The 24,089-nt window shown below is 70.1% G+C and carries 24 protein-coding genes; 17 read left to right on the top strand and 7 right to left on the bottom strand.

All coding sequences use genetic code 11. The features are described 5' to 3' along the window. Window positions 1-1,242: murein transglycosylase A (gene mltA, locus ABD927_RS23740; protein ID WP_345252367.1), on the top strand; the 1,242-nt coding region annotated here is incomplete at its 5' end. A gap of 89 nt (window positions 1,243-1,331) precedes the next feature. Here the strand turns inward: mltA and ABD927_RS23745 are convergent. The 3 genes from ABD927_RS23745 to ABD927_RS23755 form a co-directional block, all read right to left on the bottom strand. Then, the gene (locus ABD927_RS23745; RefSeq protein ID WP_345252368.1) at window positions 1,332-2,081 is read right to left on the bottom strand and encodes an ABC transporter ATP-binding protein; all 750 of its coding nucleotides are present in this window, start codon (window positions 2,079-2,081) and stop codon (window positions 1,332-1,334) included. After that, complete coding sequence (locus ABD927_RS23750; RefSeq protein ID WP_345252369.1) at window positions 2,078-2,941, bottom strand: ABC transporter permease; 864 nt, start codon at window positions 2,939-2,941, stop codon at window positions 2,078-2,080. The genes ABD927_RS23745 and ABD927_RS23750 overlap by 4 nt, the downstream gene beginning before the upstream one ends. A gap of 111 nt (window positions 2,942-3,052) precedes the next feature. Beyond that, window positions 3,053-4,093: an ABC transporter substrate-binding protein gene (locus ABD927_RS23755; RefSeq protein WP_345252370.1), complete on the bottom strand. Its 1,041-nt coding sequence runs from the start codon at window positions 4,091-4,093 to the stop codon at window positions 3,053-3,055. Window positions 4,094-4,291: 198 nt separating this feature from the next. Here ABD927_RS23755 and ABD927_RS23760 point away from each other — a divergent pair, with 198 nt between their 5' ends. The 6 genes from ABD927_RS23760 to fnr all read left to right on the top strand — a co-directional run bounded on the left by ABD927_RS23760 (window position 4,292) and on the right by fnr (window position 9,615). Beyond that, the gene (locus ABD927_RS23760; protein ID WP_345252371.1) at window positions 4,292-4,756 is read left to right on the top strand and encodes a universal stress protein; all 465 of its coding nucleotides are present in this window, start codon (window positions 4,292-4,294) and stop codon (window positions 4,754-4,756) included. A gap of 76 nt (window positions 4,757-4,832) precedes the next feature. Then, entirely contained in the window at window positions 4,833-6,149 is a 1,317-nt protein-coding gene (locus ABD927_RS23765) for an oxygen-independent coproporphyrinogen III oxidase (protein WP_345252372.1), read from the top strand. Window positions 6,150-6,201: 52 nt separating this feature from the next. Continuing rightward, window positions 6,202-7,590 carry a PAS domain-containing sensor histidine kinase gene (locus ABD927_RS23770; protein WP_345252373.1) on the top strand — a complete coding sequence of 463 codons (1,389 nt, stop codon included), beginning with the start codon at window positions 6,202-6,204 and terminating at the stop codon, window positions 7,588-7,590. Then, on the top strand, window positions 7,587-8,228 hold the full coding sequence (locus ABD927_RS23775) for a response regulator (RefSeq protein WP_345252374.1): 642 nt from the start codon (window positions 7,587-7,589) through the stop codon (window positions 8,226-8,228). The genes ABD927_RS23770 and ABD927_RS23775 overlap by 4 nt, the downstream gene beginning before the upstream one ends. Window positions 8,229-8,452: 224 nt before the next feature. After that, window positions 8,453-8,869, top strand: a complete 417-nt coding sequence (locus ABD927_RS23780) for a response regulator (RefSeq protein ID WP_345252375.1) — start codon at window positions 8,453-8,455, stop codon at window positions 8,867-8,869. Beyond that, a complete protein-coding gene (gene fnr, locus ABD927_RS23785) occupies window positions 8,866-9,615 on the top strand; it encodes a fumarate/nitrate reduction transcriptional regulator Fnr (protein WP_425570354.1) in 750 nt (249 codons plus the stop codon). The genes ABD927_RS23780 and fnr overlap by 4 nt, the downstream gene beginning before the upstream one ends. A 24-nt stretch (window positions 9,616-9,639) precedes the next feature. Here fnr and ABD927_RS23790 read toward each other — a convergent pair whose 3' ends face one another. Both ABD927_RS23790 and ABD927_RS23795 read right to left on the bottom strand, forming a co-directional pair. Further along, window positions 9,640-10,383, bottom strand: a complete 744-nt coding sequence (locus ABD927_RS23790) for a DsbC family protein (RefSeq protein ID WP_345252376.1) — start codon at window positions 10,381-10,383, stop codon at window positions 9,640-9,642. A 49-nt stretch (window positions 10,384-10,432) separates the two neighbouring features. Further along, entirely contained in the window at window positions 10,433-11,662 is a 1,230-nt protein-coding gene (locus tag ABD927_RS23795) for an FAD-dependent monooxygenase (protein ID WP_345252377.1), read from the bottom strand. A gap of 243 nt (window positions 11,663-11,905) precedes the next feature. Here ABD927_RS23795 and ABD927_RS23800 point away from each other — a divergent pair, with 243 nt between their 5' ends. Then, window positions 11,906-12,655, top strand: coding sequence for a DUF481 domain-containing protein (locus ABD927_RS23800; protein WP_345252378.1), 750 nt, complete (start codon window positions 11,906-11,908; stop codon window positions 12,653-12,655). A 154-nt stretch (window positions 12,656-12,809) separates the two neighbouring features. Here the strand turns inward: ABD927_RS23800 and acnB are convergent, their stop codons facing one another. After that, a complete protein-coding gene (gene acnB / locus ABD927_RS23805; RefSeq protein ID WP_345252379.1) occupies window positions 12,810-15,392 on the bottom strand; it encodes a bifunctional aconitate hydratase 2/2-methylisocitrate dehydratase in 2,583 nt (860 codons plus the stop codon). Window positions 15,393-15,583: 191 nt separating this feature from the next. Here acnB and ABD927_RS23810 point away from each other — a divergent pair, with 191 nt between their 5' ends. From ABD927_RS23810 to ABD927_RS23850, 9 genes are all read left to right on the top strand, one after another. Further along, entirely contained in the window at window positions 15,584-16,540 is a 957-nt protein-coding gene (locus ABD927_RS23810) for a Gfo/Idh/MocA family oxidoreductase (RefSeq protein WP_345252380.1), read from the top strand. A gap of 60 nt (window positions 16,541-16,600) precedes the next feature. After that, window positions 16,601-17,602, top strand: a complete 1,002-nt coding sequence (locus ABD927_RS23815) for a ketopantoate reductase family protein (RefSeq protein ID WP_345252381.1) — start codon at window positions 16,601-16,603, stop codon at window positions 17,600-17,602. Window positions 17,603-17,724: 122 nt separating this feature from the next. Beyond that, window positions 17,725-18,597, top strand: a complete 873-nt coding sequence (locus ABD927_RS23820; RefSeq protein ID WP_345252382.1) for a fumarate hydratase — start codon at window positions 17,725-17,727, stop codon at window positions 18,595-18,597. 7 nt (window positions 18,598-18,604) lie between these two features. Beyond that, the gene (locus ABD927_RS23825) at window positions 18,605-19,234 is read left to right on the top strand and encodes a fumarate hydratase C-terminal domain-containing protein (protein ID WP_345252383.1); all 630 of its coding nucleotides are present in this window, start codon (window positions 18,605-18,607) and stop codon (window positions 19,232-19,234) included. A gap of 37 nt (window positions 19,235-19,271) precedes the next feature. Then, entirely contained in the window at window positions 19,272-20,246 is a 975-nt protein-coding gene (locus ABD927_RS23830; protein ID WP_345252384.1) for a Bug family tripartite tricarboxylate transporter substrate binding protein, read from the top strand. A gap of 42 nt (window positions 20,247-20,288) precedes the next feature. Beyond that, window positions 20,289-21,254 carry an amidohydrolase family protein gene (locus ABD927_RS23835; RefSeq protein WP_345252385.1) on the top strand — a complete coding sequence of 322 codons (966 nt, stop codon included), beginning with the start codon at window positions 20,289-20,291 and terminating at the stop codon, window positions 21,252-21,254. A 6-nt stretch (window positions 21,255-21,260) separates the two neighbouring features. Further along, entirely contained in the window at window positions 21,261-21,884 is a 624-nt protein-coding gene (locus tag ABD927_RS23840; protein WP_345252386.1) for a flavin reductase family protein, read from the top strand. A 162-nt stretch (window positions 21,885-22,046) separates the two neighbouring features. Then, window positions 22,047-22,760 carry an HpcH/HpaI aldolase family protein gene (locus ABD927_RS23845; RefSeq protein WP_345252387.1) on the top strand — a complete coding sequence of 238 codons (714 nt, stop codon included), beginning with the start codon at window positions 22,047-22,049 and terminating at the stop codon, window positions 22,758-22,760. A gap of 162 nt (window positions 22,761-22,922) precedes the next feature. Beyond that, window positions 22,923-23,789 (top strand): cupin domain-containing protein, encoded by an 867-nt coding sequence (locus ABD927_RS23850; RefSeq protein ID WP_345252388.1) that lies wholly within the window; start codon window positions 22,923-22,925, stop codon window positions 23,787-23,789. 52 nt (window positions 23,790-23,841) lie between these two features. Here the strand turns inward: ABD927_RS23850 and ABD927_RS23855 are convergent. Beyond that, window positions 23,842-24,089 (bottom strand): DUF4351 domain-containing protein (locus ABD927_RS23855; protein WP_345252389.1); only part of this gene is annotated, 248 nt, incomplete at its 5' end.

The raw sequence follows: 24,089 nt of genomic DNA on the forward strand, positions 1-24,089 counted from the left end.
CAGCCGGCCCCGGCCGCGCCGGAACCGCAGCCGCCCGGGCCGGCGGCCGCCGGAGCGCCGCCGCCCGTGCGCATCTGGCCGGCGCCCGTCTCGCGGCCGGCGGGCTACCGCGCCACGGATCTTGGCAAGCTGTACATCCGCTCCAGCTGGCGCAGCCTGCCCGGCTGGCGCGACGACGACCTCGAAGGCGCCTGGCGCGGCTTCGTGGAAAACTGCCGCGCGATCCTGCTGCGCACCGGCCGCCCGGCCGCCACCGCCGCGCCCCCCACGGTCGACGCCTATGCCTGGCAGAAGGTGTGCACCGCGACACGCGACCTGCCGGCCCCCACCGCCGCCCAGGCGCGCGCGTTCTTCGAGCAGTGGCTGGAGCCGTGGGCGGTGCGCGGCGCCGGCGCCGAACAGGCCTCCTCGATCGCCACCGGCTACTACGAGCCTTTGGTGCACGCCTCGCGCGTGCGCGGCGGCGCCTACCAATGGCCGCTGTATGCCGTGCCGCCCGACCTGCTGACCATCGATCTCGGCTCGCTGTATCCCGAGCTGGCGGGCAAGCGGGTGCGCGGCAAGCTCGACGGCCGTCGCGTGGTGCCTTACGACACCCGCGCCGACATCGACCGGCCGGAGCGCCAGCCGCCGGCCATCGTCTGGGTCGACGACCCGGTCGACGCCTTTTTCCTGCAGGTGCAGGGCACCGGCCGCGCCAGCATCGACAGCGGGCCGGGCCAGGGCGCCGTCATCCGCCTGGCCTACGCCGACCACAACGGCCGTCCCTACGTGTCGATCGGCAAATGGCTGGTCGACAAGGGCGAGCTGCCGCTGTCGGAGGCGTCGATGCAAGGGATCAAGACCTGGGCGCGGCGCAATCCGGGCCGCGTCAAGGAAATGCTCGACGCCAACCCGGCGGTGGTGTTCTTCCGCGAAGAGCCGATCGCCGACCCCGGGGAAGGGCCGCGCGGCGCGTTCGGCCTGCCGCTGACGGCGCGCCGCTCGATCGCGGTCGATCCGGCCGTGGTGCCGCTGGGCAGCCCGGCCTTCCTGGCCACCACCCAGCCCGGCGGGCGCCAGGCGATGGACCGCCTGGTGCTGGCGCAGGACACCGGCACGGCGATCAAGGGTCCGGCGCGGGCCGACTTCTTCTTCGGCTACGGCGAACAGGCCGGCGAACAGGCCGGCAGGATGAAGCAGCCCAGCCGCATGTGGGTGCTGTGGCCGAAGGGAGAAGGAGCGCCCGCGGCGGCCAGATAAGCCCGCCCCTACGCGCTTCGCGCGCCCCTCAAGGGGCGATGCGAGCGGACCGGCGGAGACGGATCCGCCGCATCCTGGATGAGGGCAGCTCAGACGTTGACGACGACGCCCAGGGCTTCCAGGAGTTCGGCGCGCAGGGCTTCGAAGGCCGCCGACGACTTGCCGCGCGGATGGGGCAGGTCGATGCGGCGGTCGACCGCGATCCGGCCCTCGTCCATGACCAGCACGCGGTCGGCCAGCACCAGCGCCTCGTCCACGTCGTGCGTGACCAGCAGCACCGTGGGGCGGTGGATTTCGACCAGCCGGAACAGCAGCTCGTGCATCTTGATGCGGGTGAGCGCGTCCAGCGCGCCGAACGGCTCGTCGGCCAGCAGCAGCGAGGGATTGCGCACCAGCGAACGGGCCAGCGCCACGCGCTGCTGCTCGCCGCCCGACAGCGCGTTCGGCCAGGCGTTCTCGCGGCCGGCCAGCCCGACGTCGGCCAGCACCGCCACCCCTCGCTCGCGGGCATCGGGCTCGCGCACGCCGATGGTGATGTTCTGCAGCACGGTTTCCCACGGCAGCAGGCGCGAATCCTGGAACAGCACCGACAGGTTGTCGGGCACCCGGATCGTCCCGCCGCCCGCCACGCTGTCGTCGATGCCCGCCAGCGCGCGCAGCAGCGTGCTCTTGCCGGACCCGCTCTTGCCGATCAGCGCGACGAATTCGCCGGCCGCGATATCGAGCGAAATGCCGTCGAGCACGGCGCGGTTGCCGAAGTTCCGCACCAGGCTCCTGACGCAGACGTCGCCGCCGCGTGCCGGCTTGCGGTCTTCTGAGAAATGGGCCGCTGCGTTCATGTTCCGAGCACCTTGCGATACGACAGCGCGCGCCGTTCCCACAGCCGCACCAGCGCGTCGGAGGCCAGGCCGAGCGCGGCGTAGATGATGAGGCCGACCACGATCACGTCGGTCTGCCCGTAGTCGCGCGCGCGGTTCATCAGGTAGCCGATGCCTTCGCTGGTGGCGATCTGTTCGAGCACGACCAGCGAGGTCCAGCAGGTCGTCACGGCCAGCCGCAGGCCGGTGAAGAAGCCGGGCAGCGCCCCGGGCAGCGCGACGCGCCGCAGGAATTCGGGATAGGTCAGGCCGACGGTGCGCGCCAGTTCGATGTAGCGCAGGTCGATGCCGCGCAGGGCCGCGTGGGTGTTGATGTACACCGGCACCAACACGGCGGCCGTGATGATGGTGACCTTCATCGCCTCGCCGATGCCCAGCCACAGGATGGCCAGCGGGATCAGCGCCAGCGTCGGCACCGCCCGCTTGACCTGCACCAGGCCGTCGATCGAGGCCTCGCCGGCGCGCGTCAGGCCGGACACCAGCGCCAGCGCCACGCCCAGCACGACGCCCAGCAGCAGCCCGGCATAGGCGCGCTGCGCCGACGCCAGCAGGTGCCGCCACAGCGTGCCGTCGGAGGCCAGGTCGAAGCCGGTGGCGATCGCCGTGGACGGCGCGGCCAGCAGGCGCTCCGGCAGCAGCCCGGTCATGGACGCGATCTGCCACAGCAGCAGCACCGCGAGCGGGCCGACCAGGATGCTGCCGCGCAGCGACTGGCCCGGCGCGAAGCGGCTGCCGCCCGTGCGGCGCGCGGCGGGCGCGGCGCCGGCGCGCGGCTGGCCGTCGCTCAGCGCCAGCGTGTCCAGCTTTTGTTCGTAGGCCATATCAGTTCTCCGTAGTACGCGCTGCGCTGCCCCATCCAGGGCACCGCGGATCCGGCTACGCCGTCCGCCGGTGCCGCCCTTCGAGGGGCGCGCGAAGCGCGTAGGGGTGGGCTACCTATTCGCAGCGTCAATTACCTGATCGAAGCGGAAATCGAACTCTTCCTTGGCGTCCAGGCGCTTGGGCAGCTCTCCGGCCTGGTGGATCAGGTCGATGATCTGCTGCTGGCGGCCGACCAGGCTGCTGAGCAGCGGGAAGGAGAAATCGCCTTCCGACTCGGTGATCAGGCGGCCGTTCTCGGCGGAGAGCTTCTGGCTCTTGACGAAGTAGGCGTCGATCCATTGGTCGCGGTTGGCCTGGGCCCAGTTGACGGCCTGGATCCAGCGCGTGATGAAGTCGCGGATGGCGGCCGCCTTGGCGGGGTTCTTCAGCGCGGCGTCGCTGGCGTACAGATAGCCCAGGTAGGTGGGCAGGCCTTGCAGTTCGCTGGCCGGCAGCGCGCCGGCGCCCTGCGCCTGGTTGTTCTTGATGTAGTGCGAGAACGGCGGCTCGTTCAGCGTGGCGACGTCGACCTCGCCGCTGCGCAGCGCGTCGGAGAAGTCGACGATGCGCAGCGGCACCAGCGTGACGTCCTTCTTGCTCAGGCCAGCCTTCTTCAGCGCCGACAGCACGAAGGTCTGCACCGCCGTGCCTTCGGCGTAGGCGATGCGCTTGCCCTTCAATTCCTGCAGCCTGGTGATCTTCAGGCCGGGGCGCAGCGCGACCTGGTACTGGGGCTTGGTGGACAGCCGCGCCGCGACGATGGGCAGCTTGACGCCGGCCGCGTGCGCCTGGATAGGCGGCGCGTCGCCCACCGTCGCCAGGTCGAGCGCGCCGCCGCGGAAGGCCTCGAGGATGGCGGGGCCGCCGCGGAAGTCGGCGAAGGTGACGTCGGAGGCCAGCTTCTTCTGCTGCCCGGAAGCCTGGAACAGCACCTGCAGGTTTTGCCGCTGGTCGGCCACGACCAGCTTGGTGCCCTTGGGCACGTCGGTGGGGATCGCGGACTGCGCCAGGGCGGAGGCGGCCGGGACGACGGCCGCCACGACCCCCGCCAGCAGCGCGGAGCGCAGCCGCGCGCCGAATTCGCTTATTTCTTGAAGGAATATGGATGACATGAAAGCCGACCGAAATGTGATTGAGGAGGCCATGCTACGAACCGCGCCCAAAAGGCGTCAAAGCCTCTTTTCGCATATGGATATGCGGTGTTTTCCCGGCCGTCCCATCCGTTGACCCAGATCAATGGCGCTATTCCCGGCGGCGCGTAGATTGCCTTCAAGAGCCGCGCCCCGGCGCGGCATCACCGGAGCCAAGCCATGTATCAACGAATCCTCGTCGCGCTGGACGGCAGCGATACCTCCCTGCGCGCGCTCGACGCCGCCGTCGGCATGGCCGCCGCGCTGGGGGCGGCCCTCGAGCCGCTGTACGTCGTCGCCATGCCTGTCCTGTACTACGAAGTGCCGATGTACGACCCGACATCGATCCGCGACGCTCTCCTGGAAGAAGGCGCGCAGGTCACCGCCAAGGCCGCCGAACTGATGAAGGCGAAGAACGTGGCGGGCACGCCACGCGTGGTCGAGACCGAAGGCGTGGACGACGTGGCGCAGACCATCGTCCGTACAGCGGCCGCCGACGGCGCCGACCTGCTGGTGCTCGGCACCCACGGCCGGCGCGGCTTCCAGCGCCTGATGCTGGGCAGCGTGGCCGAGCGCACGGTGCGGCTGGCCGCCTGCCCGGTGCTGCTGGTGCCGTCGCGGGAAGCCGGCGATGAACCGGCCTGACATCGAGGGCGGCGCCGGCGGACGCCGGCTCCAGCATGTTGCGGACTCCGCTCGGCGCCGGGCGCCGCTGGACGACATGAACGCACTGAACCACTCTGCGGCGCCCCTCCTGCACCAGAGCGCGCCGCGCTACCTGACCTACCCCGCGCGGGAATGGTTCGTGGAGGCCTTCGGGCCGGAGGAGCTGGAGCGGTGGCTCGACACCATCCTGCTGATCGAGCCGCAGCGGTCGATGTCGGTATCGGTGCGCGTGCCGGCCACGGCCGGCGAGCCTTCCCGCGCCGACGCCTGGCTGCGGGCGCTGCACGAAGAGGCCAGGCTGTACCGCAAGCGCGGCCGGGCGCAGCGCGAGATCGGCGAGATCCACTGTTCCGAGGCGGCCGGCTGGCTGCAGGTGGACCAGTTCGAGCGCCTGCTCGATACGCTGTCGTCGGGCTTCCGCTGGACGGCCGGCGCCCGCACGACGGTCGCGCTCGACCCGGCCTGCGTGTCGCCCGGGGTGGCCGAGACGCTGTCCTGGCTGTCGGCCATCGTCGCGCTCGACGTCAACATCGGCTTCGCCCCGGTCCATCCGGGGCGCGGCGCGGACGACGGCGGCGCGCCCGCGGAAACGCCCCGTCCGCGCGGCCTGGCGCTGGCCGCCACGGTGCGCCGCGCCGCGCCGGAAGCGTCGATCGGCATCGCGCTGGAATACGGCGGCGCCTGGCAACCGCTCGACGAACTGACGCTCCGGCTCGACGCGATGGCGGCGTTCCGGCCGCAGCGCGTCCTGCTGCGGGAAACGGACACCGCCCCGGGCACCGCGGGGCGCGCCGCGGCAGCCGCGGCGCGCGCGCGGATGACGGTGCTGCGGCACATAGCCGATCGCCTGGAGACCGCCGGCTACGTGCGGGTGGGGCCCGACTACTACGCGCAGCCCGACGACCCGGTCGCCGTCGCGCAGCGCCTGGGCTGCGCCACGCTCACGCCGTACGGCATGTCGGCGCTGCCCGGCGCCAGCACGCTGGCGCTCGGCCCGGCGGCGGTCGGCTCGCTGGGCGCCGTCTATTACGAGAACCAGCGCACCGAGGCGGCCTATTTCGACGCCCTGCGCCAGGGCCACCTGCCAGCCGAGCGCGGGCTGCGCCTGACGGGCGACGACCTGCTGCGGCGGGCGGTGATCCAGTCGCTGGCCTGCAACCAGTTCATCGACATCGGCGCGATCGAGGACGGCCACGGCGTGGATTTCGGCCGCTACTTCGCCCGCGAACTGGCCGAACTGACGCCGTTCGAGCGCAGCGGCCTGATCGATTGCGCGGCCGACGCCATCGAGGCCGTGGGCGACGGCCTGCTGGTGCTGGGCGCCTTGTGCCGGGTCTTCGACAGCTACGCGCGCCGCCGCCGGTGGCGGTAGCCCACCCCGGGCTGGGTGGCGCATACATGGTAAACCGCGCAGAATGCGCGCTATGCGCATTTCCTCATCCGTTTCGCCGCCGGCGCCGCAGGGCCGGCGGGCCGTCTCCTGGCCGATGATCGCGGCCGGCGCTTCGTTGCTGATTTCGATCGCCGCCGGCGGCGTGACCTGGCGCGCGCTGGCGCCGCACCTGGCCGCCGCCGATACGGCCTGGCTGGTCCGCGCGGGGCTGCTGGCGGTGGTGGCGGCCGGCATCGCGGCGGCGGTGCTGCTGTTCTGGTCGGCGCTGGCGATGCGCCGCACGCGGGCGGCGGCGGCCAGCGCGGCGCTCGACGCGCAAAGCCGCGAACGGCGCAACGCCGCGCGGCTGGACGGCATCATCCGCTCGGCGATGGAAGCCATCATCGTGGTCGACGACGCCCAGCGCGTCGTGCTGTTCAACCCCATGGCCGAGAAGCTGTTCCTGTGCAGCGCCGCCGAGGCCACGGGCGCCGCGCTCGACCGCTTCATCCCCGAACGCTACCGCGCCGGCCACAAGGAAGACGTCGAACGCTTCGGCCGCACCGGCGTGTCGGAACGGCAGATGGGCAAGCAGCGGCGCCTGTACGCGCTGCGCGCCAACGGCACCGAATTCCCGATCGAGGCCTCGATCTCCCAGTACCAGGAAGGCGGCCGGCGGCTGTATACCGTCATGCTGCGCGACATCACCGCGCGGGTGGAGGCCGAAGACGCGCTGCGCGCCTCGCGCGAGGAGCTGCGCCTGCTGTCCGGCAGCATCCAGGCCGCGCGCGAGGACGAGAAGACCCGCATCGCGCGCGAACTGCACGACGACCTCGGCCAGCAGCTGACGGCGCTGAAGATGGACGTCACCATCCTCGAAGACGAATTGCAGGCCGGCACCGAGCGCGGCCCGCTGCTGTCGCACCTGAAGGGCATGTACGAACTGCTCGACGCCACCGTGGCCTCGGTGCGCCGCATCGCCGCCGACCTGCGGCCGGTGATGCTCGACGACCTGGGCCTCGCGCCGGCGGTGGAATGGCTGGTCAACGACTTCACGCAGCGCTACCGGCTGCGGGTCGATGCCGAACTCGACGTCGGGCCCGTGCCGTTCCGGCCGGAGGCCGCCACCGCGATCTTCCGCATCGTGCAGGAGGGGCTGACCAACGTGGCGCGGCACGCGAATGCGACCCAGGTCTGGCTGGAAGTGCTGCGCGAGGGCGAGCGCTTCGTCGTCCGCATCGCCGACGACGGCCGCGGCATGCCGGCCGAGGCCGTGCCCGGCCGCAAGTCGTTCGGCCTGCTGGGGGTGCGCGAGCGCGCGCGGATGCTCGACGGCCGCGTGACGATCGACAGCGTGCCGGGGCGCGGATTCCGGCTGCAGGTGGACCTGCCGCTGGCGGCCGTGCTGGTGCAGCCGGAACCGGCCGGAGCCGCGCCATGATCCGCGTCCTGATCGCCGACGACCACGCGCTGGTGCGCGACGGCCTGCGCCACATCCTGTCCGGCGCGGAAGGCTTCGAAGTGGCGGGCGAGGCGGCCGACGGCGCCGGCGCGATCCGCCTGGCGCGCGAATGCCCGGCGTCGGTGCTGCTGCTGGACCTGTCGATGCCGGGCCGCAACGGCCTGGAACTCATCCGCCAGATCAAGGAAGAACAGCCGGGGCTGAAGGTGCTGGTGCTGACCATGCACGCCGAGGAACAGTACGCCAAGCGCGCCTTCGCCGCCGGCGCCTCGGGCTACCTGACCAAGGAAAGCGCCACCAAGGAACTGGTGGCGGCCGTGGCCAAGGTCGCCGCCGGCGGCGTATACGTGAGCCTGGCGATGGCCGAGCAGTTCGCCCGCGGCCTGACGGGCGCCGCCGACCGGCTGCCGCACGAGCGGCTGTCGGACCGCGAATTCGACGTGTTCCGCCGGCTGGTCGACGGCCAGCCACTGGGCGACATCGCCCGCGAGCTGTCGGTCAGCAGCAAGACGGTCAGCACCTACAAGATGCGCATCCTCGAGAAAATGCAGTTGCAGAGCGACGCGGCGCTGGTGCGCTACGCGATCCGGCACAAGCTGTTCGAAGAAGGGATTTGACCAAAGGGTTTTGACCCCCCCCCCTACGCGCTTCGCGCGCCCCCCAGGGGGCGATGCGGGCGGACCGGCGGAGCCGGATCCGCCGCATCCTGGATGAGGGCGGCTTGGAGGGGCGAATCGTCGTCGCGCTTGTCAGGATTTTCTTACACGGGCCGCCGCTCTCCTTACGCGATTTTCCGTAGCGCCTGATTTCGCGCGGACGGCGGCCGGCCGATACTGTGGCCATGCAAGCGATCGCCTCTCCTTCCTCGCTGAAAGTCTTCCTGGTCGACGACTCGCCGTTGATCTGCCAGCGGCTGTCCACGCTGCTGGGCGCGATCCCGGGCGTGCAGGTGATCGGCACCGCCGCCACCCAGGACGAAGCCCGGCAGCTGGAATCCAACCATGCCGACGTCGCCATCGTCGACATGCAGCTGCGCGACGGCAGCGGGATCAACGTCTTGCGCAACATCTCGGCCAGCGGACGGGCCATCGTGCCGATCGTGCTGACCAACTACGCCGACGCCCAGTTCCGCAGGCAATGCCTGCAGGAAGGCGCCCGCTTCTTCTTCGATAAATCGACCGAGTTCGGCCGGGTCCGCGACACCATCCGGCAGATGGCCGAGGCGCGGTCGGCCGGCCACCCAGGAGCCTCGTCATGATGCCGATTTCCGTCGCCCCGATGCCCGCCGCCGCCCCGCCGCAGCGCGAAGCCGTGCGGCACGGCAGCGTCAATTGTTCCAGCTGCGCGATGCGCAACGTCTGCATGCCCTGCGGCATGTCGGAGGAAGACTTCGCGCGGCTCGACGAGCTGATCCTGACCTCGCGCAAGGTACGCCGCGGCGAAGTGCTGTACCGCACCGGCGACCCGTTCCAGAGCATCTACGCGATCAAGGCCGGTTCGTTCAAGACCGTGGTCACGCTGCGCGACGGGCGCGAACAGATCACCGGCTTCCACATCGTGGGCGAGCCGCTGGGCATGGACGGCATCTGCAACGAACAGCACACCTGCGACGCGATCGCGCTTGAAGACAGCGTGCTGTGCATCATCCCGTTCCGCGTGCTGGAGTCGCTGTGCCGCGAGCTGCGGCCGATGCAGCGCCACGTGCACCGGCTGATGAGCGGCGAGATCATCCGCGAGTCGGGCCTGATGATGCTGCTGGGCAGCATGTGCGCCGAAGAGCGGGTGTCGGCCTTCCTGCTGAACATCTCGCAGCGCCTGCAGGCGCGGCGCTTCTCGGGCACCGAGTTCAACCTGCGCATGACGCGCGAGGAAATGGGCAGCTTCCTGGGCCTGAAGCTGGAAACCGTCAGCCGGATGCTGTCGAAATTCCAGAAAGAGAAGCTGATCGACGTGCAGGGCAAGCTGATCCGCATCCTGGACGCCGACGGGCTGCGCCGCGTGTAGCAGGCGGGCCCGGGGTTGCGGGCCTCAGCTCTTCTTGCTCATCGAATCCAGCCGCGCCCTGAGCTGGGCGGCCGGGATCGCGCCGCTGACGCGGCTGTCGTCGCCGAAGAAGATGGTGGGCGTGCCGGTCACGTTCAGCTTCTTGCCCAGCGCCAGCACGGCCTCCAGCGGCGCATTGCAATTGCCCGACGGCGGCGTCTTGCCGTTGAGCATCCAGTCGTCCCAGGCCTGGCCGGGGTTGGACGAACACCAGACGTCGCGCGCCTTGGTGGACGAATCGGGCGCCAGGATGGGATACAGGAAGGTGTAGATCGTGACGTTGGAGACGTCCTGCAGCGAGTGCCGCAGCTGCTTGCAGTAGCCGCAGTTCGGGTCCTCGAACACCGCCATGCGCCGCGAACCGTCGCCGCGCACCTGCTTGACGGCCAGGTTCAGCGGCAGCTCGTCGAACTTGACCGCCAGCAACTGCTCCATCCGCTCGCGCGTGACGTTCTTCTTGCTGGCGGCGTCGATCAGATTGCCGTTGAGCACGTAGCTGACCTTGTCGTCGGTGTACAGCAGGGTGGTGCCCAGGCGGACCTCGTACAGGCCGTAGGGCGTGCGGGACACGCCGTCGATGTCGACGTTGCCGAAGCGCTGCACGAACAGCTTGCGCACGTTCTGTTCGGCCGGCGACATGGCCGGCGCGGTAGCCGGCTGCCCCCACGACGACAACGCCGCCAGGCCCAGCACGGCGCCCAGCGCCAGCGAAATCCATCGGTTTTTCATTGCATCTCCTGTCGCTGCCGGACGCCGCCGCGCGGCCGCGCCCGGACGTTCATCGCCCCGAGGCGCCGTCGATCAGCGCCCGTTTGAGCAAGGGTAGCCGGTCTATGGCGTTCATGCCAGCATTGCGCAGCCACGCCACCGGCGGCGCATGGCTGCCGAACAGGCGCTGCAGGCCGTCGGTGACGGCGCGCATGGCCAGCAGCGGCTCGGCCCGCTCGCGTTCGTAGCGGCGCAGCACGCGAGCATCGTTCACCTGCCTGTAAGTTTCGCGGCCGGCGACGGCCCGCGCCAGCGCGCGCACGTCGCCCAGGCCGAGGTTGAGCCCCTGTCCGGCCAGCGGGTGCACCAGGTGCGCGGCGTCGCCCACCAGCGCCACGCCGGCGCCGTCGGTCAGGCGCGAGACGGTCTGCAGCGCGAGCGGAAAGCCCAGCAGCGGCCCGCGCGCGGCCAGCGCGCCGAAGCGCAGGCCGGTGGCCTGCGCCAGCAGCTCGGGCACCGCGGCGGCCTGGCCGTCGGCCGGCAGGTCGAGCAGCGCGCGCGCGCGGGCGGTCGGCATCGACCACACCATCGACACCTGGGGCGCGCCGGCGACGTCGGGCATCGGCAGCAGCGCCAGCACGCCGTCGCCGGTGAACCACTGGCAGGCCCGCCCCTGGTGCGGCAGTTCGGCCGTGAAATGCATGACCAGCGCGATCGTGTCGTAGTCGCGGCGCCGCATCGCGATGCCCGCGGCCGCGCGCAACGGCGAACGGGCGCCGTCGGCGGCCACCGCCAGCCGGCACGCCAGCCGCTGGCCGCCAGCGGTCAGCAGCACCGATTGCCCGCCGGCATCGGCTTCGCGGCCGGCCAGCGTGTCGGCCAGCCACGGCACGCCGGACCATTGCACCGCCTGCCGCAGCACCCGCTCCAGTTCGGTCGACTCGGCGATCCAGGCCAGGCAGTCGTAGCCGCCCTGCCAGGCCGACAGGTGCAGGTGGCCGGCCGGCATGCGCAGCGGACCGGGCGCCGGGCCGTCGCCGGCGATCTCCATCGCGCGGACTTCGGCCAGGCGATCGGCAGGCAGCGTGTCCCACACGCCCAGTTCGGCCAGCAGGTCGCGGCTGGCGACCGACAGGGCATAGACGCGCGGATCGAAAACGTCGCCGGCCGGCGGCAGCGGGGCCTTCGGGCCGAGCAGCGCGACGCGCTGGCCGGTCCGCGCCAGCGCCAGCGCGCAGGCCAGGCCGACGATGCCGGTGCCGACCACGGCGATGTCGGCCTGCTGAGGAAAGGAAGCCATCGTGAGGCGGGGCAGCCGCTGTGATGAGATAGCGCAAGTGTACCGCCGCCGCATCCCGGCCCGGCGCTTCCCCGGGGCCGCGGGTGGCGGCGCGGCGGCGTCCTGCCGGCGGGATCGGCGGCCCGTTAGGCCAATAGTCATGCGAGTAACAGATGTATGGGTCGGCTAAGCATGCTGCGCCGCAGCGGAGAGATACGCTAAGGTGTGGCCTTTCCGCCACCCATACCAAGGAGAGCTCTATCGATGACCAAGACCCGTCACCTCGTTTCCGCCGCCGCCCTGCTCGCCTGCAGCCACGCCTGGGCGCAGGCGCCGATGAAGCCCGACGGCGCCTGGCGCGGCGCCGTCAATGCCGGCCTCAGCTTCGCCAAGGGCAACACCGATGCGACCAGCGTCAACGTCGACGCCAACGCCGGCCGGGCCACCCAGGACGACCGCCTGAATTTCTATCTCACCTCGCTATACGGCACCAAGAAGGACAACGGCGTCAGCGATGAAACCGCCAACCTGCTGCGCCTGGGCGGCAAATACGATCGCGACCTGACCGGCCGCGTCTTCGCCTTCGGCTCTCTCGACGCCGAACACGACAAGCTGCAAGAGCTGGACCTGCGCACCGTGCTGGCCGGCGGCGCCGGCTACCACGTCATCAAGAACGAGAACACGCTGTTCGATCTCTTCAGCGGCTTGTCGTACAACCGGGAAAAATTCACCACCGAAACGCGCAACTCGCTCGAGGTGCTGCTGGGCGAGGAATCGAACCACAAGCTGACTGAGACTTCGTCTTTGCACCAGCGCTTCGCGGTCTATCCCAACGTGAGCGACGGCGGCGAGTATCGCATCCAGTTCGATGCCGGGGTGACGACATCGATCACCCGGCGGATCGAGCTGAAGCTCACGCTCTCGAACCGCTATCAGAGCAATCCGCTGCCGGGCGTGAAGAAGAGCGATACGCTGCTGCTGACCAGCATCGGCTACCGCCTGGGACCAGATTAAAACGACCCCGGGGCGCAGCGGATCCGGCTTTGCCGGTCCGCCAGCGCTGCCCCTTGAGGGGCGCGGCCGCAGGCCGTCAGGGGTGGGCTTCCCTTCCGGTCCGCCAGCGCTGCCCCTTGAGGGGCACGGCCGCAGGCCGTCAGGAGTGGGCCTGCTACTGCACCGAATCGGCCATTTCCTTGAAGTCAGGAATCTGGTCGAAATTCATGTAGCGGTAGATCTGCTTCTCGTTGGCGGCCAGCACGCCGGCCTCGGCCATGTACTCTTCCTTGGTCGGCAGGCGGCCCAGGCGCGAGGCGATGGCGGCCAGCTCGGCCGAGCCGAGGTAGACGTTGGTGTTCTTGCCGAGCCGGTTCGGGAAGTTGCGGGTGCTGGTGGAGATGACCGTGGCGCCCTCGCGCACCTGCGCCTGGTTGCCCATGCACAGCGAGCAGCCCGGCATTTCCATGCGGGCGCCGGCCGAGCCGAGCACGCCGTAGTGGCCTTCTTCGGTCAGCTGCATCTGGTCCATCTTGGTGGGCGGCGCCATCCACAGCTTGACCGGGATGTCGCGCTTGCCTTCCAGCAGCTTGGACGCCGCGCGGAAGTGGCCGATGTTGGTCATGCAGCTGCCGATGAACACCTCGTCGATCTTGGCGCCGGCCACGTCCGACAGCGTCTTGACGTCGTCCGGGTCGTTCGGGCAGGCCACCAGCGGCTCGTGCACGTCGGCCAGGTCGATCTCGATCACGGCGGCGTATTCGGCGTCGGCATCGGGTTCCAGCAGCTTGGGGTCGGCCAGCCAGGCTTCCATCGCCTTGACGCGGCGCGCCAGCGAGCGCTGGTCTTCATAGCCGTTGGCGATCATCCACTTCAGCAGCGTGACGTTGCTGTTGAGGTATTCGATGATCGGTTCCTTGTTCAGCCGCACCGTGCAGCCGGCCGCCGAGCGCTCGGCCGAGGCGTCGGACAGCTCGAACGCCTGTTCGATCTTCAGGTCGGGCAGGCCTTCGATTTCCAGGATGCGGCCCGAGAAGACGTTCTTCTTGCCCTGCTTTTCGACCGTCAGCAGGCCCTGCTTGATGGCGTAGTAGGGAATGGCGTTGACCAGGTCGCGCAGCGTGACGCCGGGCTGCAGCTTGCCCTTGAAGCGCACCAGCACCGATTCCGGCATGTCGAGCGGCATCACGCCGGTGGCCGCGGCGAAGGCGACCAGGCCCGAGCCGGCCGGGAAGCTGATGCCGATCGGGAAGCGGGTGTGCGAATCGCCGCCGGTGCCGACGGTGTCGGGCAGCAGCATGCGGTTCAGCCACGAGTGGATCACGCCGTCGCCCGGGCGCAGCGAGATGCCGCCGCGGGTGCTGATGAAGGCGGGCAGCGTGTGGTGGGTCTTGACGTCGACCGGCTTCGGATAGGCGGCGGTGTGGCAGAACGACTGCATCACCAGGTCGGACGAAAAGCCCAGGCAGGCCAGGTCCTTCAGCTCGTCGCGCGTCATCGGGCCGGTGGTGTCCTGGCTGCCGACCGAGGTCATGCGCGGCTCGCAGTAGGTGCCCGGGCGGATGCCCTTGCCTTCCGGCAGGCCGCAGGCGCGGCCGACGATTTTCTGCGCCAGGGTGTAGCCCCTGCCGGTGTCGGCCGGGTTGTGGGGCAGGCGGAACAGCGTGGACGGCGCCAGGCCCAGGGCCTCGCGCGCCTTGGCGGTCAGGCCGCGGCCGATGATCAGCGGGATGCGGCCGCCGGCGCGCACTTCGTCGAACAGCACGTCGGACTTGAGCTGGAATTCGGCGATCACCTCGCCGTCCTTCAGCACCTTGCCTTCGTACGGGCGCAGCTCGATCACGTCGCCCATGTTCATCTTCGAGACGTCGAGCTCGATCGGCAGCGCGCCGGCATCTTCCATCGTGTTGTAGAAGATCGGGGCGATCTTGCCCCCCAGACAGACGCCGCCGAAGCGCTTGTTGGGCACGAAGGGGATGTCCTGCCCGGTGAACCACAGCACCGAGTTGGTGGCCGACTTGCGCGACGAACCGGTGCCGACCACGTCGCCCACGTAGGCGACCTGGTGGCCCTTGGCCTTGAGTTCTTCGATCAGCTTGATCGGGCCGACCTTGCCGGGCTCCTGCGGCTCGATGCCGGGGCGCGGGTTCTTCAGCATGGCCTGCGCGTGCAGCGGGATGTCGGGGCGGCTCCAGGCGTCGGGGGCGGGCGAAAGGTCGTCGGTATTGGTTTCGCCGGTGACCTTGAACACCGTGACGGTGAGGCTTTGCGGCACTTCGGGGCGGCTGGTGAACCACTCGGCGTCGGCCCAGCTCTGCAGCACGGCCTTGGCGTTGGCGTTGCCCTGCTCGGCCTTCTCCTGCACGTCGTGGAACTGGTCGAACATCAGCAGCGTGAACTTCAGGCCTTCGGCGGCGATCTTGCCGACCTCGGCATCGTCCAGCAGCTGGATCAGCGGGCCGATGTTGTAGCCGCCCAGCATGGTGCCCAGCAGCTCGGTGGCCTTGGCGCGGTCGATCAGCGGCGAGGTTTCGCGGCCCTGGGCGACGGCGGCCAGCCACGCGGCCTTGACCTTGGCGGCGTCGTCGACGCCGGCGGGCACGCGGTGGGTGATCAGGTCGACCAGGAATTGTTCTTCGCCGGCGGGCGGGTTCTTCAGCAGAGCGACCAGGTCGGCGGTCTGCTGGGCCGACAGCGGCAGCGGGGGGACGCCCAGCGCAGCGCGCTCGGCGACGTGTTGGCGGTAGGATTCAAGCATGGACGTGTCCCATGTTGGTAGGGGAAAGAACGGCTCGGCGCGATTGTAGGACGATGATGGCAGCGGCGCAACTGTCTTATATCTTATATAAGACCTTAGCAAGACGGCGCGGCTGCTAATCTTTCCCATGGCGGAAGGCCGCGCCCGCGCGCCGGCGTCCGGATACGTCAACGCATCCACCGGAGCATCCTTTGACTTCCAAGACCTTGGGTATCTGTATCGCCGGCGAGGGCGCGATGGGCGCAAGCCATGCACGCGTACTGTCTTCCCTGCCCGGCGTCCGGCTGGCCGCCGTCGTCGCCGGCGAGGCCGGGGCCGGCCGGGCCTTCGCCGACAAATGGCGCATCCCCTTCCACACCCTCTCGTTCGACGAGGCCATCGCCCGGCCCGACGTCGACGCCGTGGTGGTGGCCACGCCGTCCGGCATGCATGCCGATCACGCGGCCGCCGCCGCCCGTGCCGGCAAGCACGTGCTGATCGAGATCCCGGTGGCCCTGTCGCTGGCCGACTCCGAACGCCTGGCGCAGACGCAGCGCGACACCGGCGTCACCATGATGGCCTGCCACAGCCGCCGCTTCGGGCCGCCCCACCGCCATCTGCGCGACCGCATGCGGGCCGGCGATTTCAAGCTGTACCACCTGGTGGTGGAAACCTACTTCATGCGCCGCACCAACCTGAACATGCTGGGCCAGCCGCGCTCGTGGGTCGACAACCTGCTGTGGCACCACGCCTGCCATTCGGTCGACCTGGCCGCCTGGCTGCTGGGCGATGCCGATTTCGCCAGCTATGCGCAGGCCGGCCCCGACCATCCCGAACTGGGCATCCCGATGGACATGAGCATCGCGATGCGCTCGCGGCGCGACGGCACGCTGGTGACGATGGCGCTGTCGTTCAACAACGAAGGACCGTTCGGGGGCTTCTATCGCTACATCGGCGAACAGGGCACCTTCCACGCCTGGCGCGACGAACTCAAGGACGCGCAGGGCAATGCCGTGCCGCTGGCGGGCAACGCCTTCGAACTGCAGGACCGCGAATTCGTCGACGCCATCGCGCAGGGCCGCACGCCGGAATGCGACATCCATTCGGTCGTGCCGTCGATGCGGCTGCTGGACGCGCTGCAGCGGTCGATCGACGCGCAGCGCCGATAGCGCTTGCCGCCGCGGCGGCAGGTGGCCCAAGATGCGAAGCCGTACAAAGGAGACATCGCAATGAACAGCCCCCGCCCCGCTTCCCGCCGCATCGGCATCGTCGGCGCCGGCGCCATCGGCGGCCACGTCGCGGCCAGGCTGGCGCTGGCCGGCCACGACGTCAGCGTGCTGGCGCGCGGCGCCACGCTCGATGCCATCCGGCGCGGCGGCCTGCATTACCGCAGCGGCGGCGACGAATGGCGGATACCGCTGCGGGCGGTCGGTTCGGCGCAGGAGATGGGCGCGCAGGAACTCGTCGTCATCGCCGTCAAGGGGCAGTCGCTGCCGGCGCTGGCCCCCGGACTGGGGCCGCTGCTCGGCCCCGGCACCGCCGTGCTGCCCGTCATCAACGGCCTGCCATGGTGGTACCTGCAGGTGCCGGGCCAGCCGCTGTCGGGCATGCGCCTGGCGCGCGCCGATCCGGACGGCGCCATCGAGCGCGCGCTGCCGCTGCCCCATGTGCTGGGCGGCACGATCTTCGCGTCCTGCCACACGCCGGCGCCCGGGTCGGTGGTACACAGCAGCGGCGCCCGGCTGGCGCTGGGCGAGCCCGGCGGCGGCGTCAGCGAACGGGCCCGCCTGTGGGCCGACGTGCTGGCGCACGCGGGGCTGGGCGCGGTCGCCGCCGACGACATCCGGCGCGAGATCTGGCTCAAGCTGCTCGGCAACGTCTGCGTCAACCCGCTGAGCCTGCTCACCTGCGCCACCACCGACCGGCTGGTGGGCGATCCGCCCGTGCGCGAACTGATGACGCGGATGATGACCGAATGCATCGGACTGGGCCGCGCGCTGGGGCTGGCGATCGACATCGATCCGGCCGAGCGCATCGCCCAGACCAGCCGGCTCGGCGCCATCAAGACTTCGATGCTGCAAGACCTCGAAGCCGGCCGCGGCGTCGAGCTGGACGGCATCGTCGGCGCGCCGCTCGAATGCGCCGCCCTGCTCGGCCATCCCATGCCGATGACCGGGGCCGTGTTCGCGCTGGCCTGCCAGCGCGCGCGGCAGGCCGGGCTGTACGCCTGAGCCGGGGCGCCGCGGCGCCCCTTCCCTCTTTTTCACTGTTTGAAAAACGAAAAAATTCGCCTTGAAAGCCACCGAGGCGGGGCGCATTCTTGCCGGCAGGAGACGAAGCGAATCCCCATAACATGCCCATCGACAGTTCCGTCATCAAGGCCGTCACGGCGTCGTTGTACGAACGCTCGCTGAAGGGCATCCCGCGCGACACGCGCGCCTTCCTCGGCCAGGCGCACCGGGACGAGTCCGACGCCACCGCGCGCCGTACCTTCGCCATCATGCTCGACAGCGCCGACCTGGCCGCCAGCAGCGGCCGCCTGGTCTGCAGCGACGTCGGGCTGCCCACCTACAGCGTGAAGATCGGCACCCGCGTGCAGTTCGACGGCCCGGTGCGCCAGGCCATCGCCGACGGCTTCGCCGAGCTGGCGGCCACCATGGATCCGCCTCTGCTGAAGATGGTCACGCATCCGCTCACCCACGAACGCAGCCATGCGGGCAAGGACGTGCCGGTGGTCAGCTTCGACCTGATCGACGGCGCCGACTACGTCGACATCGTCTGTGCCCCGAAGGCCATGGGCACCGGCCGCTGGGAAGCCATGGAATGCTTCGTCTACCCGACCGTGGAAGACGTCGAGAAATACGTGCTCGAGGTCGTGCTGCGCGCGGGCTCGCAGCCCTGTCTGCCGATCGTGGTGGGCGTGGGCATCGGCGGCACCTTCGACCAGGCCGCGCGGCTGGCCAAGGAAGCGATGCTGCGGCCGCGCGGCAGGCCGCAGCCCGATGCGCTGCTGGCCGGCATGGAAGCGCGCCTGCTGGCGGCCATCAACCAGATGGGCTTCGGCGCCATGGGCACCGGCGGCGATTGCAGCGCGATGGCGGTCAACGTCGATTATTCGGCCAGCCACGGCTTCGTGCCGGTGGCGGTCTGTTTCAACTGCTGGATCAACCGCCGCACCGCCGCCCGCATCCATGGCGACGGCCGCGTGGAAAACCTGGACGACTGAGGCGATCATGAGCCGGCTCCACGCATTGACGCTGCCGCTGAAGGAATCGCAGGTGCGCGCGCTGCGCGTGGGCGACATGGTCACCCTGAGCGGCGCGATCACCGTCAGCATCGGCATCCCGACCCACAAGCGCATGGCCGAGGCCGCGCGCGGCGGCGCGCCGCTGCCGATCGACCTGGAGGGCGGCGGCTTCTTCCAGCTGAGCACCTATGTGCGCGAACAGGCCGGCGGGCCGGTGCCGCTCTATCTCAACCCGACCACCAGCACCCGCTACGAAGCGTGGATGCCCGACATCATCCGCGGCCTCGGCCTGCGGCTGACGGGCGGCAAGGGCGGCCTGGGCGAAGCCAGCGTGCAGGCCATGCGCGACTGCGGCTGCGCCTATCTGTCTTTCCTCGGCGGCGGCTGCCCGCTGCTGTCGCAAGGGCTGCGCGGCGTGCGCAGTTCGCACTGGAACGAATACATCTCGCAATTCCGGCTGCTCACGCTCGACGTGGAAGCGCTGGGCCCGGCCACCGTGGCGATCGACGCCCACGGCGAAAGCACCTACGACCGCCTGCGCGAGCGCGCGCAGTCGCGCCTGCCGCAGATCCTGCAACGCATGGGCGAGGCGCGCGCGCAGGCGGCGCAACCATAAACATCGCAGTCATAGACACCGCAGCAGCAGGAGACTTATGCAACGCCGATACTTCCCCATCGCGCTGGCCGCCACCCTGGCCGCCGGCCTGGCAGGCCCCGCCATGGGCCAGGGCGCCTGGCCCGCCCGCCCCGTGCGGATGGTCGTGCCCTTCCCGGCCGGCGGCAGCACCGACGTGGTGGCGCGCTACATCGCCCAGAAGCTGGGCGACAAGCTCGGGCAGACCTTCGTGGTCGACAACCGCACCGGCGCCGCCGGCAACATCGGCACCGACGCGGTCGCCAAGGCCGCGCCCGACGGCTACACCATCGCGCTGTCGACGTCGGGCCCGCTGGTGAACAACAAGTATCTGTACAAGTCGATGCCGTTCGACTCCGAAAAGGACCTGGCGCCCATCGCGCTGGTGTGCGAGATCCCGCTGGTCATCGCCAGCAACCCGCGCGTGCCGGCCAAGGACCTGAAGACTTTCGTGCAGCAGGCCAAGGCCGATCCGCGCCACTACACGGTGGGCCAGCCCGGCAACGGCACCATCGGCCACCTGGCGCTGGAGCAGCTGAGCATGGCCACCGGCGTCAGGCTCACCACCGCGCCGTACCGCGGCGACGTGCCGGCGATGACGGGCCTGCTGGGCGGCGAGATCCAGGCGCTGTCGGCGCCGATCACGGCGCTGATCCCCAACCTGTCCGACGGCAAGCTCACCGGCCTGGCGGTGACGTCGGCGCAGCGCTTCCCCGGCCTGCCGTCGATTCCGACCGCCAAGGAACAGGGCATCGACATGGTGGCCACCGTCTGGTTCGCCGTGGTCGGGCCGGCCGGCACGCCGCAGGATGTCGTCAACAAGCTCAACACCGAGATCAACGCAATCGTGTCGTCGGACGAAGGACGCGCCAAGCTGCAGCAGTATGGCGGTATCGTCAACGTCGGCCCGCCCTCGGCGCTGCGCACGTTGATGGACAAGGATTCGCAGAAATGGAAGGCGGTGATCGAAGCCGCCGGCATCAAGCTCGACTGAACGTCACGGCGCGCCCGCCGCGCGCCTTTTTCCGGAACCGCCATGAGCAATGCAAGCACTTCTACCGCCGGACAGCGCCCGCTGCTGTTCGACTCGCACGCCCACCTGGTCGCCGACGACCAGCAGAAATACCCGCGCAACCCGATGCAGCGCGCGGCCAACGCGCCGTACCGCCCCCCCGGCGTGATCGGCAAGCCCGGTGGCCACCACGGCCCCAATCCGATCAACGAGGTGCCCGACGTGGCCCGCGTGCTGCAGTGGATGAAAGAGCAGAACGTGGACGGCGCGGTGGCCGTGCAGAAACGCATGGTCTACCGCTACGACAACAGCTACATCCTCGACTCGTCCGACCAGTACCCGGACGTGTTCTCGGCGGTGGTGATCCTCGATGCGGAAGACGCCTCCACGGCGCCGCTGGTACGCCAGTACATCGAGCGGCACGGCCTGGCCGGCCTGCGCCTGTTCGGCGGCCGCGAGCCCGACGGCAGCATGCCCTGGCTCGATTCGCCGATGGCGCTGAAATCGTGGGAAGTGGTCGACGAATACGGGCTGGTGATGGACCTGGAAGTGCTGTCCCAGGGCGGCGGCGGGCCGTCGATCCCGGGCCTGATCCGGCTGGCGCGCCGCTACCCCAACGCGCGGCTGGTGCTCGACCACCTGCTCGAACCCGAAGTGGAGGAAGGCGAGCATTTCGGCCTGGACGAACGCTACGAACAGCTGTCGCCGGAGAAGAACGTCTACTTCAAGTGGACCTCGATCAACCTGGACCTGTGCCGCGAACTGGGCGTGCCGGCCGAGAAGGTGCTGCGGAGGGCGGTTGACCTGTACGGCGCCGACCGCATCATGTGGGGTTCCGACATCGGCACCTCGTCGGGCACCTACCAGGACATGGTGCAGCGCGCGCTGGACTCCACCGCGCTGCTGACCGAGGCCGAGAAGCGCGCGGTGCTGCACGACACCGGCCGCCGCATCTTCGTGAAGGGCGGCCACCGGCGCAAGGCGGGCTGAACTTCCATGCCGTCCAGCTACACCACCCTGGAAGCCGCCGATCTCGACACGGCCACCGCGTACCGGCTGCTGGTCGGCGCCGTGGTGCCGCGCCCGATCGCGTGGATCACCACCCGCAGCGCGGCCGGCGTGGTCAACGCTGCGCCCTTCAGTTCCTACAATTTCGTGGCCCACAGCCCGCCGATGCTGGCGGTCAACATCGCCCGGCGCGAGGGGGAGCTGAAGGACACCGCGCGCAACATCGTCGAGACGGGCGAGTTCGTGGTGAACGTCGCCACCTTCGACCTGATGGAAACGATGCACGGCTGCAGCGCCGAGTTCACGCCCGACGAGAGCGAGGCCGAGGCGCTCGGCATCGGGCTGGCGCCCAGCCGCCACGTCAAGCCGCCGCGAGTGGCCGCCTCGCCGGTGCAGATGGAATGCCGGCTGGCGCACACGCTGCCGCTGGGCCGCGGCATCAACACGCTGTACATCGGCGAAGTGCTGGCCTTTCATCTGTCGTCGGACGTGTTCGACGGCCGCTACATCGACAGCGTCAAGATGCGCCCCATCGCGCGGCTCGGGGGCCCGCTGTACGCGGAGCTGGGCGCCATCCACAACCGCCCGCAACTACAGAAACCGCCGAGATGAGGTCCCCCCTACGCGCTTCGCGCCCCCCCCAGGGGGGCGATGCGCGCGGACCGGCGGAGCCGGATCTGCCGCATCCTGGGTGGAGCGGCGCGGGTTCATGCGGCAGGGATGGCGCGTGACGGCTTGTAGGACTGAAATGACATCGAACGGAGGTTTTTCCCAATGACCCGACAAACGAAATTGGGCACATTCGTCAAGACGGCGTCGCCGCAGGTAATCGAGATCCTGGGTACGACGGGCTTGGATTTCGCCTGCGTCGACGCCGAACACGCGCCGTTCGACCGCGGCACGCTCGACCTGATGGTGATGGCGGGCCGGGCCGCCGGGATCGACGTTTTCATCCGGATCGCCGAGATCAACCCGGCCGTGATCCTGTCGGCGCTCGACATCGGCGCCGCCGGCCTGCTGGTGCCGCACGTCGACAGCGCCGAGCAGGCGCGCGAGGTGGTGGCCATGAGCCGCCATCGCGGCGGCACGCGCGGCTATTCGACCTCGCCCCGCTTCGCCGGCTACGGCAGCCTGGGCATGAAGGAAGCGCTGCGCGCCGGCGAAAACGCCCAGATCGTGTGCCAGATCGAAAGCGAACCCGCGGTGCGGGCCGCCGCCGAGATCGCCGCCGTGCCCGGCGTGGCCGGACTGTTCGTGGGCCGCGCCGACCTGGCGCTGTCGATGGGGCTCGACAACTCGCGCGACCCGCGCGTGCTCGAGGCCACCCGCCACTCGCTGGCCGCCGCCGCGGCCGCCGGCAAGATCGCCGGCATGCACGTGGGCAGCAACGCCGAACGCGACGAATTCGCGGCGCAGGGCGCCGACTGGTTCATCGTTTCTTCCGACCAGACGCTGCTGCGGCAGGCCGCGCAGGCGATCGCCGGGTAGGGGCTCCCCCCTTACGCGCTTCGCGCGCCCCCCAGGGGGCGACGCCGGCGGACCGGCGGAGCCGGATCCGCGGCGTCCCGGGTCGCAGCGGGGTCATGCGGCGGGGGGCGTGCTAGGCAGGGTCAACAACTGAGATTCGATATTTTCTTTGACAGGATAGCCATGCCGCTCCTTTCTTCCCAGATCGCCACGTTCTCGCGCCAATACGCGCACGCGCCGCAGCCGCTGGCCGGCGACAGCTGCCCGTCGTGGGTCACGCGCGGCGCCAATTTCGTGGTCGTGGTCACCCGCGCGGCCGACGGCGACACGCTCGCCCGCGCCCACAATCCCGACGAATACATCCTGCTGCTGCCGGACACGCCCGGCCTGGGCGCCACCGTGGAGGCCGGCGCCGAACGGCTGGAAGCCGGCGCCGACAGCCTGACCATCGTCCCGCCCGGCGCCAGCAGCGTGCGCATCCGCGGCGGCGGCCTGGTGGCCCGCATCTTCAGCGCCGACGCCGCCGACCTGGCGGCGCTGGCCGACAACGCCGCCACCTACGCCACGCCCAACCCCGACGTGGCGCCGCTCGTCGCATGGCCCGAGCCGGTGGGCGGCTTCAGGCTGCGCCATTACCGGCTGGCCGACTACGTCAAGGAAGGCAGCAATATGCGCATCTTCCGGTCGTGCAAGCTGATGGTCAATCCGCTGCTCAAGCGCACGGTGCCGCGCGACGTGCACAAGCTGTCGCCGCACAGCCACGTGGATTTCGAACAGGGTTCGCTCGCGCTGAGCGGCACCTACGTGCACCACCTGCGCTATCCGTGGGGGCCGGACATGACCCTGTGGCGCGCCGACGAGGCCGGCGAAATGGACAGCCCCTCGCTGCTGGTGGTGCCGCCCAAGGTGATCCACACCAGCCGCAATGTCGGCGATCAGCCCGGCGTGCTGGTCGACATCTTCGCGCCGCCGCGCCTGGATTTCTCGCGCAAGGGCGTGGTGTGCAACGCGGACGAATACCCGATGCCACCGGAGGCTGCGGCGGCCTGAGGGGCGCCGCCGGCAGTGGCCCCCGTGCGGAGAAACGGCGCCGCTCTCCGGATCAGGCGTCGAACACGTCCCGCAGACTGGCGGCGCTGAGCAGACGGATCGACCATGCCTCCAGCAAGGCCGAATCCGCAGCCGCCAGGCGATCTCGCACGGGATCGGGCAAGGGGCCGAACCGCGCTGCCAACTGCTTCTGGAGCAGAGCCTGCGCACCTTCGAGCCGGCCTTCTTGCCGGCCCTCTTGCCGGCCTTCCTCCAGGCCCTGCTGTTTCCACTGCCTGGTCCAGTCGATGACGCGTTCGG

It is taken from the genome of Pigmentiphaga soli (assembly GCF_039541095.1).
Classification (GTDB): Bacteria; Pseudomonadota; Gammaproteobacteria; order Burkholderiales; family Burkholderiaceae_B; genus Pigmentiphaga; species Pigmentiphaga soli.

Excerpts from the sequence above, each read along its gene's own strand:
- ABD927_RS23745 (WP_345252368.1), bottom strand. The coding sequence starts at position 2,081 with ATGAACGCAGCGGCCCATTTCTCAGAAGACCGCAAGCCGGCACGCGGC.
- ABD927_RS23750 (WP_345252369.1), bottom strand. The coding sequence starts at position 2,941 with ATGGCCTACGAACAAAAGCTGGACACGCTGGCGCTGAGCGACGGCCAG.
- ABD927_RS23755 (WP_345252370.1), bottom strand. The coding sequence starts at position 4,093 with ATGTCATCCATATTCCTTCAAGAAATAAGCGAATTCGGCGCGCGGCTG.
- ABD927_RS23760 (WP_345252371.1), top strand. The coding sequence starts at position 4,292 with ATGTATCAACGAATCCTCGTCGCGCTGGACGGCAGCGATACCTCCCTG.
- ABD927_RS23765 (WP_345252372.1), top strand. The coding sequence starts at position 4,833 with ATGAACGCACTGAACCACTCTGCGGCGCCCCTCCTGCACCAGAGCGCG.
- ABD927_RS23770 (WP_345252373.1), top strand. The coding sequence starts at position 6,202 with ATGCGCATTTCCTCATCCGTTTCGCCGCCGGCGCCGCAGGGCCGGCGG.
- ABD927_RS23775 (WP_345252374.1), top strand. The coding sequence starts at position 7,587 with ATGATCCGCGTCCTGATCGCCGACGACCACGCGCTGGTGCGCGACGGC.
- ABD927_RS23780 (WP_345252375.1), top strand. The coding sequence starts at position 8,453 with ATGCAAGCGATCGCCTCTCCTTCCTCGCTGAAAGTCTTCCTGGTCGAC.
- fnr (WP_425570354.1), top strand. The coding sequence starts at position 8,866 with ATGATGCCGATTTCCGTCGCCCCGATGCCCGCCGCCGCCCCGCCGCAG.
- ABD927_RS23790 (WP_345252376.1), bottom strand. The coding sequence starts at position 10,383 with ATGAAAAACCGATGGATTTCGCTGGCGCTGGGCGCCGTGCTGGGCCTG.
- ABD927_RS23795 (WP_345252377.1), bottom strand. The coding sequence starts at position 11,662 with ATGGCTTCCTTTCCTCAGCAGGCCGACATCGCCGTGGTCGGCACCGGC.
- ABD927_RS23800 (WP_345252378.1), top strand. The coding sequence starts at position 11,906 with ATGACCAAGACCCGTCACCTCGTTTCCGCCGCCGCCCTGCTCGCCTGC.
- acnB (WP_345252379.1), bottom strand. The coding sequence starts at position 15,392 with ATGCTTGAATCCTACCGCCAACACGTCGCCGAGCGCGCTGCGCTGGGC.
- ABD927_RS23815 (WP_345252381.1), top strand. The coding sequence starts at position 16,601 with ATGAACAGCCCCCGCCCCGCTTCCCGCCGCATCGGCATCGTCGGCGCC.
- ABD927_RS23820 (WP_345252382.1), top strand. The coding sequence starts at position 17,725 with ATGCCCATCGACAGTTCCGTCATCAAGGCCGTCACGGCGTCGTTGTAC.
- ABD927_RS23825 (WP_345252383.1), top strand. The coding sequence starts at position 18,605 with ATGAGCCGGCTCCACGCATTGACGCTGCCGCTGAAGGAATCGCAGGTG.
- ABD927_RS23830 (WP_345252384.1), top strand. The coding sequence starts at position 19,272 with ATGCAACGCCGATACTTCCCCATCGCGCTGGCCGCCACCCTGGCCGCC.
- ABD927_RS23835 (WP_345252385.1), top strand. The coding sequence starts at position 20,289 with ATGAGCAATGCAAGCACTTCTACCGCCGGACAGCGCCCGCTGCTGTTC.
- ABD927_RS23840 (WP_345252386.1), top strand. The coding sequence starts at position 21,261 with ATGCCGTCCAGCTACACCACCCTGGAAGCCGCCGATCTCGACACGGCC.
- ABD927_RS23845 (WP_345252387.1), top strand. The coding sequence starts at position 22,047 with ATGACCCGACAAACGAAATTGGGCACATTCGTCAAGACGGCGTCGCCG.
- ABD927_RS23850 (WP_345252388.1), top strand. The coding sequence starts at position 22,923 with ATGCCGCTCCTTTCTTCCCAGATCGCCACGTTCTCGCGCCAATACGCG.